Origin of the sequence: Kocuria sp. TGY1127_2 (genome assembly GCF_013394385.1) — a bacterium.
In the GTDB taxonomy this organism is placed as follows: domain Bacteria; phylum Actinomycetota; class Actinomycetes; order Actinomycetales; family Micrococcaceae; genus Rothia.
Genome location: NZ_AP022834.1, coordinates 2,204,199 through 2,218,370 on the forward strand (window position 1 = coordinate 2,204,199; position 14,172 = coordinate 2,218,370).

The window sequence follows — 14,172 nt, forward strand, 5'->3', positions numbered from 1 at the left end:
AGATGGAGCACTCATGACCGAAACCAATAACATTCCCGAGAATCTTGCGGGCATGATCGACCACACCATTCTGGCGCCGAATGCTCGCACGGCGGACGTGTTGCGTCTGTGCCAGGAAGCTCGCGATCATGGTTTCGCGTCCGTATGCGTGAACCCGGTATGGGCCAAGGTGGTCGCGCAGGAGCTTGAAGGCAGCGCGGCTGTTGCCTGCGCGGTCGTCGGTTTCCCTCTTGGTGCAACCAGCACTGACACCAAGGTTTTCGAGGCCGCCACCGCTTTGGCGGACGGGGCACGCGAGATCGACATGGTGATTAATATCGCGGCTGCCCTGGAGTCGGACGAGGAAGCACTGACAGCGGATATCAAGGCCGTGGCGGACGCCGTGCACGAACGCGAGGGGTTGCTCAAAGTCATTATCGAGACCTGCCTTCTCGACGACTCCCAGAAAGTCCTCGCCTGCAAGGCGGCCGTGGCCGCAGGGGCGGACTTCGTCAAAACGTCCACGGGTTTTTCGACCGGTGGAGCCACTGCTGAGGACGTCAAGCTCATGAGGAAGACCGTCGGCCCGGACATCGGAGTCAAGGCGTCCGGAGGTATCCGAACCCGGGAGGACGCGCTGGCCATGATTGGGGCCGGCGCAAACCGGATAGGGGCGTCGAAGGGCATCGAAATCATCGGGGCGGGCTAAACGGCCGGACAGCTCTTATACTGGAGAAGACTCGTTATCGACTCTGCATCACCCCAAGTGATGTTTGAGTGACCAACCTTGAGGAATGAGGATCGCATGACCCACGGAGAAGAATCGGCGTTCAGGGAAGGGGCAGCCGACTACGCGCAGAATTCGGAGGCGTACCCGTCAAACCAGAAGGTCCGGAGCCATTCCGGAGAAGGCCATACGGTCAGCAACCTATTGACCTTCATCTTCTGCATGATCCTACTGATCGCGTCCTTCTATTGCTTCGGCCTGTGGATCTCCGATTCCAAGGCATGGTTGCCTTTCGCGATCGCGATCGTCCTGTACGGATTGACCTTCATGGTGCCCCTCAACATCCTTCGGGGCAAAACCGCCAAGGATTCCCCCGGGGGCAAAGAGTTGACTCAGCTCTAGGCTCTGCGGAAAGCACTCCCTCCGACCCGCAACGTCGTTGAGGAATGGACCAAGCCACGATGGATACCGACCTGGACGGGTCAGCATCCATCGTGGCTTTTCATTGAGGACGGCCGAAATGCGATGTCGAAGCCTTCACCTCAAGTGGCTCTCCGCCGGCTCAGAACCGAATCTTCGGTCCCATTGATCGGTATGGGCTGAACTCCGCGGTCCGCCGTTAGCTCAGAATCGCGTCGATGAATCCTTCGACCCACTCAAGGATCTGGTCGTCGACCAGGTCTTTGCCGCCCACAGGCGCGGACTTCGGCTTAGGGACCAGTATTTGCTTCTGCTCGGTACCTTGCACGACCTTGATGAGCGAGTTCGGGTACATGCGGTTCAAGCGCATCTCACGGGATTCGGCCAAATCCACCGGGTAGAACCGAATCTTCGGTCCCATGGCCATGATTTCGGTGAGCCCCACCGACCTCGCCTTGATGCGCAGTCGCGCAATCTTGAGGAGGTTCTCGGCCGGTTGCGGCAATTCACCATATCGGTCACGCAGTTCAGCTCCGACCTCGTCAACGGCTTCGTCACTCGCCGCGGCTGCCAGGTTGCGGTATGCCTCCAACCGGAGCCGCTCCCCCGGAACGTAATCGTGTGGGAGATGAGCATCCACGGGGAGCTCGATCTTCATCTCGGCAGGAGCCTCCTCCTGCTCCTCGCCTCGGTAATCGGCGACGGCCTCGCCCACCAAACGCAGATACAGGTCAAAACCCACTCCCGCGATATGCCCGGACTGCTCGCCGCCGAGAAGGTTACCGGCACCACGGATTTCCAGATCCTTCATAGCCAGTTGCATACCTGCACCGAGCTCGTTATGCGCCGCCACGGCCTTGAGCCGTTCCAGGGCGACCTCACCCAGCGGCTTCTCGAGAGGATACAAGAAATAGGCATAAGCACGTTCGCGCCCTCGGCCAACTCGCCCACGGAGCTGATGAAGTTGCGAAAGTCCATAATTGTTGGCCCGGTCGACAATCAGCGTGTTGGCGTTGGAAATATCCAGACCAGTCTCAACGATCGTGGTGCATACCAGCACGTCGAATCGCTTCTCCCAGAAATCGACGATGATCTGTTCGAGTCGGGCTTCGCTCATCTGTCCGTGAGCCACGGCGATGCGGGCTTCCGGAACAAGTTTTTGCAGGTCGGAAGCGACCCGATCGATCGAGGAGACCCTGTTGTGGACGTAGAAGACCTGGCCCTCCCGCATCAGCTCACGACGCACTGCCGCCGCGACCTGCTTTTCGGTATGCGGGCCCACGAAAGTAAGGACTGGATGCCTTTCCTCGGGAGGCGTTGCCAACGTTGAAGTCTCTCGGATACCGGTCAGCGACATCTCTAGCGTTCGGGGAATCGGCGTCGCGGACATGGCCAACACGTCAACGTTGGTCCGCAAGGTCTTCAGTTTTTCCTTGTGCTCGACTCCGAAGCGCTGCTCTTCATCGATGATCACCAGACCGAGGTCTTTGAAAGTGATATCCGAAGAAAGCAGCCGGTGTGTACCGATGACGACGTCTATGGTTCCGTCGGTAATTCCGGACTCGACCGCCTTGGATTCTTTGGGGGTCTGGAAGCGCGAAAGAGTCGCGACCCGGACGGGGAACCCACTGAAGCGTTCGGTGAATGTCTCGGAATGCTGTTGAGCCAGCAGAGTCGTCGGCACGAGGATTGCTACCTGTTTGCCGTCCTGAACGGCCTTGAATGCGGCCCGCACGGCAACCTCGGTTTTGCCGTACCCGACATCGCCCGAAATCAACCGGTCCATCGGGATTTCCCGCTCCATGTCGGCCTTGACCTCGTTGATCGTCGTCAGCTGGTCGGGGGTCTCCACGTACGGGAAGGCCTCTTCCAGTTCCCGCTGCCAAGGGGTATCCGGAGCAAAGGCGTGGCCGCGTGAAGCCATGCGTGCCGAATACAGGCGGATGAGGTCGGCAGCGATCTCTTTGACAGCTTTTCGGGCCCGGGACTTTGTCTTCGCCCAGTCGGAGCCGCCCATCTTGGACAGCGTGGGTGCATCACCGCCGACATAGTTGGTGACCTGGTCCAATTGATCCGTCGGAACGAAAAGCCGGTCCCGCGGCGCCCCACGCTTGGACGAAGCGTACTCGAGAACCAAGTACTCCTTCATCGGCTTCGGCTGGCCAGGCTTGACCATGGCCCCAGCAATGGGCCGCTGAATCAGCTCGACGAACTGCCCAATACCGTGCTGCTCGTGAACAACGTAGTCCCCGGGCTTGAGCGCGAGCGGGTCCACCGCGTTGCGACGGCGCCGAGCGGGGAGTTTCCTCATGTCACGCGTCGTATAGGGGCTGGCCTTGCCGAGGACGTCGGATTCCGTCAGGAGAGCAATCTTCGCTTCCTCGAGGACGAATCCGGTTCCGTGAGGCGAGGTCGTGAGTTCGATGATGCCCGGCTGCGGCTCCTCGTCGAGGTCCGCACGTCGAGCGGCAGGCAGATCGGCGCCCTGGAACAATTCGGTCAGCCGATTCAACGGGCCTGGACCGTCCGTAACCGCCACGACCTGCCACCCGTTGCGCACGTGGTCGCCTACGACATCGAGCATCGCATCCACGTTCCCCGCGAAGGTCAAAGGTGCCCGAACCGAAATCGTCAGGCTGTCGGCCTCGTCCTCGATGGCTTCGTCTACCCCCAACGACGTGATGGACCACCAGCCGTGCCCCAAGTCCAGAGCTTCGCTTCGTGCATCCGAGACCGACGTGAAACTGGCCTGGGCCAAGCCCGTCTCATTGATGTCAATGGGAGCCTGTTGCCCGTTGGAGGCCTGCTCCCATGCGGCGAGAAGGAATTCCTCATTCGTGGCGACGAGGTCGGCGGCACGCGCACGAACCTTTTCCGGCTCCAGAAGAACTGTCATCGAATCTTTCGGCAAGGAGGCGATCAGAGTCGTCATCTCGTCCACGAGGAGCGGCGCCAGGGACTCCATACCCTCCACGTAGATTCCGCCCGCGATTCTCTCCAACATGGACTCGGCGCCCGGCAGCGTATTCTTCAATGTCGCGGCCCGAGACATGACGTTGGGGGTGATCAGGATTTCTCGGCACGGCGGGGCGATCAGCTCCTTCGGGTCTTCCCCGTCTTTGGGGGTGAACGTGCGCTGGTCGGCGATGGCGAACCACTTCATCTGGTCGATCTCGTCGCCGAAAAAGTCGATGCGGACCGGATGATCCTCGATGGGAGAGAAAACATCCAGAATCCCTCCGCGAACCGCGAATTCACCGCGCTTGGTCACAAGGTCCACACGCGAATACGCCGCTGCGGCCAGTGCCTCGACTGTCTCTTCGAAGTCATGTTCTTCGCCCACCCCCAGGCGCACGGGCTTCATGGACTCCAAACTTGCAGAAATAGGCTGAAGAACGGAACGGATGGGTGCGATGACCACGCGCACCTCGTCCTGGACTTCGGAGATCCTGCGTAGCACGGCCAAACGCTGTCCCACCGTGTCCGAGCGCGGCGACAGCCTTTCGTGAGGCAACGTCTCCCACGCCGGGAAACGTGTCACGCTGCCTTGATCGAGGTAGGATCCCAAGACCCCTTCGAGGTCCTCGGCTTCACGATCGGTGGCGGTGATCGCCAGGACCACAGGTGCGTGCTGATCCGTTTCCCCGATCAGGCCCTGTTCGGCCGCCACGCCCAGCCCATCAGTGATTTGTGCCACAAGCGGCGCGCGGAGCCCCTCCGCGGCACCGATCACGGTCTCCGAGGAACGCTCGGCGGACGCTCGAGACGCCTGAGCCAGAACATTGGCGAAAGTCGGTTCCTTGTCGAGGGCTTTTCGCAACCCGATGAGGCTCATAAAACGCGATCCTTGAATGGTCGGGGTCTGGGATTGCACCCAGTTTTGGGCACGCGGAAAAGCGCCCGAATTCTTTCGAGACGTACGGGCGACGCTCGGCATGGAACCGAACGAACCCTACATTACGCCCGTCGCCGATCCCGCTCCACGGGCCCTTGCTCCAGGCTTAACCGCCCGGCAACGCTCGGCCCGGGTTCGGCCGCGTTCTTCCCGCTAGACTGAGCCCTGAATGTGTTCACCGAACTGAATTGAGTTATTCATGGCTATGAAGGAATCACACACCATCAACGCTTCGATCGACCGTGTCATCGAAGCCTTCAGCTCGGAAGACTTTGCGCGACACGTAGCGCAGAAGGCCGGAGTCGAGTTCCAGAGCCTTTCCGTTGACGGGGAGACCTCGGGCCCGTTCACCGTGACCACCGTGCGCGGCGTCGGCGCGGACAAAGTTCCCAGCGTCGCTCAGAAGTTCGTGAGCAACGGCGTCAAGTTGACTCAGGTGGATGAATACAGCGCCCCTCGAGAGGACGGCTCGCGCACGGTCGAGACCAAGATCGACGTCGCAGGCCTCCCGGTCTCTGCGACGGCTCACCAGGATCTGAAGTCCCAGGGCGAACAGACCGTTGTCGAGGTCGAGGGCGATGTCAAAGCAAATATCCCGTTGGTCGGCAAGAAAATTTCCGCCGCCGCCGAACCGTACATCGGCAAGGCGCTTTCCTTGCAGAGCACGACCGCCGAAGCCTGGATCAAGAACCACAGCTAGCCCCGTCTCGCGGTGATACAGCGGCGTCTTCCGTCCAGCGTGCACGTCTTCATCTTCGGCTGAATTCGGCAGTGCCCGGAAGGCGCCGCTAGCGTAAGTAAGGACCGCCAAGATCGCACCATGAGGAAGAAATGACGACGACACTCGCGCAAGAGGGCTATCACCAGAGCAAATTCGGTATGAAACTGCGTGAGGGCAACACTGGTGGCCTTCTAATGATCGCCGCGATGGTTCTCGGCTTGCTCTTCGCCAATACGGCACTGTCCGACGGATATTTCGGTCTCCGCGACGCGCACCTCGGCATTGCCGGTGTCGACAGCGCCTTTCACACGGTCGGCGAGTGGGCTTCCGAAGGCCTCCTGGCCGTGTTCTTCTTCATGACCGGACTCGAGCTCAAGTCCGAATTCGTCGATGGTGAGCTCCGACGCATCAAGAAGGCCGTCGTGCCCGTGGTCGCTGCGTTCGGCGGCGTGGCCATGCCGGCGATCATTTATGCCGTGATCAACCTGGTCTGGGGAGACGCTGCGACCTTGCGCGGATGGGCCACCCCCACGGCCACCGACATCGCTTTCGCCGTATCGGTGCTCGCCGTGGTCGGCTCCGCACTTCCGACGGCGATGCGAACCTTCCTGCTGACACTTGCTGTCGTCGACGACCTGATCGCGATCGTGATCATCGCATTCGTCTACTCGGAAGGCGTCAATTTCCTCTTCTTGGCCCTGGCTGTCCTCCCCGCCGTACTTTTCTGGATTCTGACCCACAAGTGGCCCCGGTTCTTTGCCCACAGCGCTTGGGGCGCCTGGGTCATCCTGTTACCCATCGGTGTCCTGACCTGGATCCTCATTTACTCGGCGGGTATTCACGCTACGATCGCTGGTGTCGTGCTGGGCTTCATGGTTCCCGTTCTGCGTCGCTCCAAACCTCGTGCGGGAGAAGCCCCGGTCGGTCTGGCACCGCGTCTTTCGCACCGTTTCGCGCCGCTGTCCAATGGCATCGCGATACCTGTTTTCGCTTTCTTCGCTTCCGGTGTAGCCGTGGGCGGCTGGTCCGGAATCGTCGACGCCTTCTCGGATCCGGTGGCCATCGGCGTCGTCGTCGGTCTCGTTCTGGGCAAGACCATCGGAATCTTCGGGTCGACATGGATTCTGACGCATATTTCAAGGGCCGAGATCGACGAGGACATGAAATGGGTGGATGTCTTCGGTCTCGCGATGATGGGCGGTATCGGTTTCACCGTTGCGTTGCTCGTCGCCGAACTGAGCTTCGGCCTGGGAACCATCCATGACGACCATGCCAAGGTCGGTGTGCTGACCGGTTCGCTTCTCTCCGCAATTCTTGGCGGCATTCTGTTGGGAATTCGCAATACCCACTACAAGCGGCTTCGCGCACAAGGAATCCCGGTGGACACGTATGATGGCGACGAGCCGGATGCGGCCGAGGCAACGGAGGCCCTGGCCCAGGACGATCCCGACTCGACGGATTCGCGACCTCGCTCGTGAAACCGGTCAGGCCTCGGAGACAACCGCTTCTTTTGCGGCTTCTTCGGCCGCTACCCATGAAAGCATTGCGCACTTGACGCGGGCTACGAATTTGGAGACCCCCGCGAACGCAGCGGCGTCGCCCAGGGTTTCTTCGTCCGGTTCGACGCTGCCGCGCGAACGGAGCATCTCGCGAAATTCGTCGACCATTCTGTAGAACTCATCGGTGGTCATACCGGGGGCCATCTCGGACAGGACGGATGCGGCGGCCATCGAAATGGAACACCCGTCTCCTTCCCAGGACAGAGCGTCGATTCGACGACCGCGTTCGTCGAGCGAAATGCGCACCTTGATTTCGTCGCCGCACGTCGGATTGTACTGGTGGTTCTCGGCAGAGTGTTTCGTCTGCGAAGCCGGCAGTCCTTCCCCCGAGCGCTTGCGGGAATGATCCAGGATGATCTGCTGATACAGCTGGTCGAGGTCGCTCATGAGTAATTACTTCCTGTGCTTTCTCAGAGACCGAAGAATCCGCGGACGCCGCTCAATCCCTCGAGGAAACGGTCCACGTCATCGGTGGTGTTGTAGATGTACGCGCTGGCCCGGGTAGAGGCGTTGATGCCGAGGCGACGATGCAGCGGTTGGGCGCAATGGTGACCCACCCGTACCGCTATTGACCGGGTATCCAGCAACTGCCCGACGTCGTGCGGGTGAACTCCCTCGACGTGGACCGAAACCAACCCCGCTCTTTCGCGTCCAGGCGCAGGACCGAGCAGGCGAACGCCATCGATCTCGGAGACCCCTTGGGCGAGGCGACGGCCGAGCTGAGCTTCCCACGCGTGAACGTTCTCCATCCCGATCGCATCGAGATATCGCACCGCCTCAGCGAGAGCGACCGTTTGGGATACACGTTGCGTTCCGGCTTCGAAACGCATGGGTGGTTCCATGAACTGTGCCGCGTCCATGGTGACCTTGGTGATCATGGAACCACCGGTGAGGAACGGCGGCATGGCTTTGAGGAGTTCGTGGCGCCCGTAGAGCGCCCCGATGCCGGTTGGTCCCAGCATCTTGTGACCCGAGAAGGCCGCAAAATCGACGCCCAATTCCACAAAGTCAACGGGCATGTGAGGAACCGACTGACAAGCGTCCAGAACGGTCACCGCGTCGTGCTTCTTTGCCAGGGCGACTAACCGTGGCACATCCGTGATAGACCCCAACACATTGGACACGTGAGTGAAAACAAGGACCCGCGTTTTGGGCCCGACGATGCTTTCCGCGGCTTCTTCGTCGAGCAGCCCCTGGTCGTTGAGCGGGATATAGCGCAGCGTTGCACCGGTCCGGGCGGCCAGTTGCTGCCAAGGAATGAGGTTCGCGTGATGTTCGATCTCGGTCGTCACGATCTCGTCCCCAGGCCCCAGCGCAAAGCGCTCCGACTCAGGCTTTCCCAGCCCAGCCGAGGCGTTGGAGAAAGAGTAGGCGACGAGGTTGAGCGCCTCGGTCGCGTTGGAGGTCCATACCAATTCGTTCTCGTCCGCACCAACGAATTGGGCGACGACGCGTCGCGATTCCTCGAAAGCATCGGTCGCGCTGACGGCGAGGCTGTGGGCCCCACGGTGCACGGCCGAGTTCTGCTGCTCGTAGTAGTCCCGCTCCGCATCAAGCACCTGAACCGGATTCTGGCTCGTCGCCCCCGTGTCGAGGTAAACCAGGTGGTTCCCGTCCACTTCGTGGGAGAGAATGGGAAAGTCTCGGATCAATCGCTCGACTTTGGCATCATCGAGTGGACCTGTGGCTGCAGGAGAATTCCGATGGGTCGAATTACTCATGATTTCCATCCTAGGACCCGCCGACCCGCATATCAGCGGGGCTGCCTTTCGGCTTAACGTGCATGGAATTTCTGTTGCGCTTCGGCAAGCCCCTGCGTCATGACCATTTCGACGGCATCCGCCGAATCTTCCAGGAGCAGCGGGAGTTGCTTGGTCTCGGAGGAGGCGAAATGCTTCAAAACATAGTCGGCCGTGTCCATGCGTCCGGGTGGCCGGCCGACGCCGACCCTCACCCGCACATAATCCTTGGTCCCCAACGCCTTGGTGATGTCGCGCAGCCCGTTGTGGCCGCCTTCTCCCCCGCCCTTTTTCAATTTGATGGTGTCGAACGGAATATCGATCTCATCATGCACGGCGATCACGTGATCCGGATCGACGTCGTAGAATTTCGCGAGCGCAGAGGTCGGGCCACCGGAGGTATTCATGTAGCCCGTGGACTTGGCCAGCACCACACGCGGTCCGCCGATTCCCAAACGTCCTTCGACCACCACGGCGGATGCTTTGTGTCTCTTGAAAGTCGCTCCCATGCTTCGAGCGAGGGTGTCCACGACCATTTGACCGACATTGTGACGCGTGTTGGCGTATTGGGGACCGGGATTTCCGAGTCCCACGACCAACCAAGTTTCAGCCACGCTATTCCTCCTTCAGTCCGAACCACCCGGCGTCGACGATTCTCTTTCCATTCTTACCCGCCCGAGCACCTCTTCGTACCGGCAGGCAAGGGAAAGGCCCGCCGATTTCAATCGACGGGCCTTTCCTTTCGACAGGACGAGTATTACTCGCTGTCCTCCTCGGAGGATTCCTCCTCGGAGGAACCTTCGCCTTCTTCGGCTTCGGCCCCTTCCTCGGGCTCTTCGCCAAGGTCCTGCTCGACCTCTTCGGAGATGTTCACAATGATGAGGTCTTCCTCGGACACAAGGTTGACGCCCTCGGGCAGCTCGAGGTCCGCTGCAGTGACGTGCTCGCCATCGCCACGGCCGGCGAGGTCAACGAGGACTTCCTCGGGAACGTCCAAAGCGTCGGCGTCGACGACGACGACCTGCTCGGGCTGGGTCCACAGGTTACCGGGGGCAACCTCACCCTCGACGGTAACCGGGATTTCAACCTCGACGCGCTCGCCGCGGCGAACCGTCAAGAGGTCAACGTGGTAGATCTCGGGACGGATCGAGTGACGCTGGATGTCCTTGATCATGGCCAAGTGGCTCTTGCCTTCGATGTCCAGGGACAAAACAGCATTGGGGTTACGAGCGGCCATCATGGTGGCGTGACCCGGGAGAACGATGTGGATGGGATCTTCGCCGTGTCCGTAGATCACGGCGGGAATCTTGTCCGCGCGACGGATGCGGCGGGCCGCGCCCTTACCGAATTCGTCGCGGGATTCCGCGGAGATCTTTGTGCGGTCAGCCATGCTGAACCACCTTTCGTATCGGAACTAGTTCTTCAGTGCGCCAAGTTGATTCGAACTGGCGCGGTTCCATACGGGCAATTGCCCACGGTGTTTCGCTGACCAGCCATCGTCGATTACGGAGGATTGCCCCTCCCTCGCCTTGGCATACCTATCTATTATGCGGTGCCCGAACGCCTGGTGCAACCTCATCGCGGCCCTCCTCACCGCGGCCGAGGTACTCCCGGAGGGCTAAGCGGTGATCGCGGGGCGAGTACCCGGTCGCTTCGAGGACCGAGAGATCCAATGCCGAATTCCCGGGACGCGGCGCATGCGTTGGCTCCTCAGCGAAGTAGGCGGCCGTGGTCGTGGGAGCGACCTGACCTCGATCATGTCCCGTCAGCTCAAAGACGTCTGCGGCGAGATCGGCCCAGCTGATCGCATCGCCGGAATTGGAGAAGTGGTAAACGCCGTACTCGGCATCGATGTCCAGCAGATGCAGGATCCCCTCGGCCAGATCCGCGGCGAACGTCGGTCTTCCATATTGGTCTGCGACAACGTTCGGGCCGATACCCCGCTCGGCCAAGGAGCGCATGGTTTCGACAAAATTCTTGCCTTCTCCGATGACCCAGCTCGTTCGCACAATGTAATGCCGGGGGGCCGTCGCTGCGGCCACTTCTCCAGCCGCTTTCGATTGCCCATAGACGGACAGCGGAGCCAAAGGGTCCGCCGTCCGGTAGACCTCTCCTCGAGGCTTGCTACCGTCGAAGACGTAGTCCGTAGACACCTGCACGAGCGGAATGTCTGCTTCCCCGGCCACGCGCGCGAGGGCTCCGACGCCGGAAGCGTTGGTGGCCCATGCCTGGGTCCGGCCTTCCGGGGTTTCGGCGGCATCGACCGCGGTGTAAGCCGCCGCGTTGATGATTCCCCGATATCCCCGCCAATGGAAGACGTCGACCCATTGATCAGGCCGTGCGAGGTCGAGCCGGTCCCGTCCAACCGCCTCATATGCAATGCCACGGTCATTCATGATCTTTTGGAGCGCACGGCCCAGTTGCCCCGTGGCACCCGTTATCAGGTACGGCGCGGGCCCCACCGGGGTGATCTCTCCGAGACGCGGATGCGCGCGGTCCTTGCCCGAAAGCTCGGCCTGGTCCAATGGGATCGGCCAATCGATCGCGGCGGTCTCATCGGCCGCATTGAGGAAAGAGTATTCTTCCTGAGACTCAGCCGACCAGTGATCGTTGACCAGATACGTGTAGGCCGTGTTCTCCAGCAGAGATTGGAAAGCATTCCCAACACCTCGTGGCACGAATACCGCTCTCGAGGGATCCAATTCGATGGTGAACGTCATTCCGAACGAGGGGCCCTCGCGCAGGTCTACCCAGGCGCCGAAAATCGATCCCGTTGCCACCGAGACGAATTTGTCCCAAGGCTCTGCGTGGATTCCACGGGTCGTTCCGCGGGCAGCGTTGAAGGAGATGTTGTTCTGGACCGGCCCGAAGTCGGGCAGACCTGCTGCGATCATTTTCTGCCGCTGCCAGTTTTCCTTGAACCAGCCCCGGGCGTCCCCGTGGACCGGAAGATCGACGAGGAGCAATCCAGGAATCGGTGTCTTCGTCACGGTGAGGTCTTTGGGCTGATTCACGGTCCCGCCTCGGCATACTGACGCTCAACGGTCTCTTTGTCGTCAATCCACCAGGTCCGATTCTCCTCGTACCAGCGGATCGTGTCCGCAAGGCCCGACTCGAAATCCGCGTATTGGGGCGACCATCCCAGCTCCTGTCGTAGGGGCGATCCGTCGATCGCGTACCGGAGGTCGTGACCTGCCCTGTCTCTGACATGGTCGAATTCGTCTTCGGGTCGGCCGAGGAGTCTCAAGATGGTCCGCATGACCGTCAGGTTGCTCCGCTCTCCATCAGCACCGATGAGGTAGGTCCGGCCAATTTCCCCTTTGTTCAGGATCAACTCCACAGCCGAGGAATGATCCGACGAATGTATCCAATCGCGGACGTTGAGGCCCTCGCCATAAAGCTTTGGCCGACGCCCGGACAGAATGCTCGTGATTTGACGTGGGATGAACTTCTCGATGTGCTGATACGGCCCGTAGTTATTGGAACAGTTGCTGATCGTGGCTTCGATGCCGAAGGATCTCACCCAGGCCCTGACCAATAGGTCCGAACCGGCTTTGGTCGATGAATACGGAGACGAAGGATTGTACGGAGTCGATTCCGTGAATTTGGCGGGATCGTCCAATTCGAGATCACCGAAGACCTCGTCGGTTGAAATGTGGTGGAATCGCACGCGGTGACGGCGTACTGCCTCCAGGAGCGTGAAGGTCCCGAGCACATTCGTTCGGACAAAAGGCATCGGGTCTTTCAAGGAATTGTCGTTGTGGGATTCCGCGGCATAATGCACCACGGCGTCGACGGCCCCGACGAGGTCCCCCACAACCTCGGCGTCGGCGATATCTCCACGCACGAGTTCTACGCGGTCTTCAGGCAAACCGGAAAGCGAAGCCTCGTTGGCCGCATACGTCATCTTGTCCAGGACTATAACGCTGTGGTCAGTGCATTTGACCAAATGATGAACGAAATTCGAGCCGATGAAACCGGCTCCCCCAGTGACCAGAATTTTTCCCATGGGCAAGATTCTAAGACAGAACGTGGTTTGTCCTTATCAGCTGCGGATATGTTGTCTTCGGTTGACGAGAACTCGCTGGGAAACGAGCCCCGCGCCTGCCGCAGCTGACGAAGGGACACCGCGAAAGGCATTATTCGTGCCGGAAGACGGGAAGCTGGCTTCACCCGATCCCACTCGGTATCAGCAAGCAGCTGACTCCCGTGCATGACAAGCCGATGAGCTATTCCCCGTTGTCCACGCTCATGCTTGCGGGCATCCGTGACGTTCTGATCATCAGCACGCCGCTTGAAACGGAGCCATTCCGCCGGCTCTTGGGGACGGCGAGCGCTTCGGCATCGAACGCAGATACGGAAACTATCTCCTCGAGTTTCTCGGTCCGTAGCTTTCGGCGGCCCCGTCCGCCGGACCGGACCTCTGCGCTTGAATCGTCTCGGGATTCCTTGCCCAAAGCTTGTGGATTAACCAGACGAGCGCCAGACCCACCGCGGTTCCAAGAATTCCGCCCACCGAGTTGAACACTGCGTCGATGGGGTCGAATTTACGACCTGGCAGAAATGCATACTGAAAGACTTCGATGAAGCTTGATCCGAAAATTGCGACAATCCACCAGACCCATATTCTGATTCTGGGAAATGCTAATACGAGGCACGCCGTCAAAGGGACAAACACTATGGCGTTCATTCCCTGCTCCACACTCGCCGGTGAAATGTGCTCACGGAGCCACGGTGTCGGGGTGAGGAACAGCCAGATGTTGATCAGGATCTGACCAATATGTGCACCGTTCGGCCAGAAGAAGCACACTGCCGCGATCAGCACCAGCACAGCGAACACGGTGACCGCCAACCTCCGGAGCGGACGCATCAATCCAGTGTGCCGAAGGCCCTGACGAATTCCGGGCAAGAAGACTGGTTCAGACATGTATCTTCCTTCATCAGTGTTAGATTAGTGACTGCCAATTTGCGGGTCTGGGGTCTATTCATGATGTTACGCGACCGGCCTTCGTAGAATTAGCGCACGAAATCACTTTCAGGGCGACTACTGGGGCTACTCTCAAGGAATCTTATGACGTTACTGGACTTTATTAGGATGACTAGGGCAAACCTTCGGTTCTGAGGCAGGATCC

At 60.1% G+C, this 14,172-nt stretch carries 12 protein-coding genes and 1 pseudogene; 5 read left to right on the plus strand and 8 right to left on the minus strand.

Features of this window, described 5'->3' with window-relative positions; genetic code table 11:
- Nucleotides 1–13: 13 nt before the first annotated feature.
- Both deoC and sake_RS09945 read left to right on the plus strand, forming a co-directional pair.
- Nucleotides 14–688, plus strand: coding sequence for a deoxyribose-phosphate aldolase (gene deoC, locus sake_RS09940; RefSeq protein WP_129360673.1), 675 nt, complete (start codon nt 14–16; stop codon nt 686–688).
- 96 nt (nt 689–784) lie between these two features.
- Nucleotides 785–1,108 (plus strand): DUF1772 domain-containing protein, encoded by a 324-nt coding sequence (locus sake_RS09945; RefSeq protein ID WP_129360674.1) that lies wholly within the window; start codon nt 785–787, stop codon nt 1,106–1,108.
- Nucleotides 1,109–1,325: 217 nt separating this feature from the next.
- Here the strand turns inward: sake_RS09945 and mfd are convergent, their stop codons facing one another.
- Nucleotides 1,326–4,961 (minus strand): transcription-repair coupling factor, encoded by a 3,636-nt coding sequence (gene mfd / locus sake_RS09950; RefSeq protein ID WP_129360675.1) that lies wholly within the window; start codon nt 4,959–4,961, stop codon nt 1,326–1,328.
- A 259-nt stretch (nt 4,962–5,220) separates the two neighbouring features.
- Between mfd and sake_RS09955 the strand changes: the two genes are divergently transcribed.
- The gene (locus tag sake_RS09955; protein WP_129360676.1) at nt 5,221–5,721 is read left to right on the plus strand and encodes a DUF2505 domain-containing protein; all 501 of its coding nucleotides are present in this window, start codon (nt 5,221–5,223) and stop codon (nt 5,719–5,721) included.
- A gap of 131 nt (nt 5,722–5,852) precedes the next feature.
- On the plus strand, nt 5,853–7,220 hold the full coding sequence (gene nhaA, locus sake_RS09960; RefSeq protein WP_129360677.1) for a Na+/H+ antiporter NhaA: 1,368 nt from the start codon (nt 5,853–5,855) through the stop codon (nt 7,218–7,220).
- Nucleotides 7,221–7,226: 6 nt separating this feature from the next.
- Here nhaA and sufU read toward each other — a convergent pair whose 3' ends face one another.
- The 6 genes from sufU to rfbB all read right to left on the minus strand — a co-directional run bounded on the left by sufU (nt 7,227) and on the right by rfbB (nt 13,049).
- Entirely contained in the window at nt 7,227–7,688 is a 462-nt protein-coding gene (sufU, locus tag sake_RS09965) for a Fe-S cluster assembly sulfur transfer protein SufU (protein WP_129360678.1), read from the minus strand.
- 23 nt (nt 7,689–7,711) lie between these two features.
- The gene (locus sake_RS09970) at nt 7,712–9,022 is read right to left on the minus strand and encodes a SufS family cysteine desulfurase (protein WP_178945957.1); all 1,311 of its coding nucleotides are present in this window, start codon (nt 9,020–9,022) and stop codon (nt 7,712–7,714) included.
- A 53-nt stretch (nt 9,023–9,075) separates the two neighbouring features.
- Entirely contained in the window at nt 9,076–9,654 is a 579-nt protein-coding gene (gene pth / locus sake_RS09975; RefSeq protein WP_129360680.1) for an aminoacyl-tRNA hydrolase, read from the minus strand.
- Nucleotides 9,655–9,797: 143 nt separating this feature from the next.
- Nucleotides 9,798–10,430, minus strand: coding sequence for a 50S ribosomal protein L25/general stress protein Ctc (locus sake_RS09980; protein WP_129360681.1), 633 nt, complete (start codon nt 10,428–10,430; stop codon nt 9,798–9,800).
- Between the two features lie 148 nt (nt 10,431–10,578).
- Complete coding sequence (gene rfbD, locus sake_RS09985; RefSeq protein WP_178945958.1) at nt 10,579–12,054, minus strand: dTDP-4-dehydrorhamnose reductase; 1,476 nt, start codon at nt 12,052–12,054, stop codon at nt 10,579–10,581.
- Nucleotides 12,051–13,049 (minus strand): dTDP-glucose 4,6-dehydratase, encoded by a 999-nt coding sequence (gene rfbB / locus sake_RS09990; RefSeq protein WP_129360683.1) that lies wholly within the window; start codon nt 13,047–13,049, stop codon nt 12,051–12,053. The genes rfbD and rfbB overlap by 4 nt, the downstream gene beginning before the upstream one ends.
- A gap of 129 nt (nt 13,050–13,178) precedes the next feature.
- Between rfbB and sake_RS13465 the strand changes: the two are divergent.
- Nucleotides 13,179–13,398: pseudogene (locus sake_RS13465) on the plus strand (sugar phosphate nucleotidyltransferase); the annotation flags it as partial.
- 5 nt (nt 13,399–13,403) lie between these two features.
- On the opposite strand, the gene sake_RS13470 reads toward sake_RS13465, so the two are convergent.
- Nucleotides 13,404–13,967: a VanZ family protein gene (locus sake_RS13470; RefSeq protein WP_129360684.1), complete on the minus strand. Its 564-nt coding sequence runs from the start codon at nt 13,965–13,967 to the stop codon at nt 13,404–13,406.
- Nucleotides 13,968–14,172: the final 205 nt, after the last annotated feature.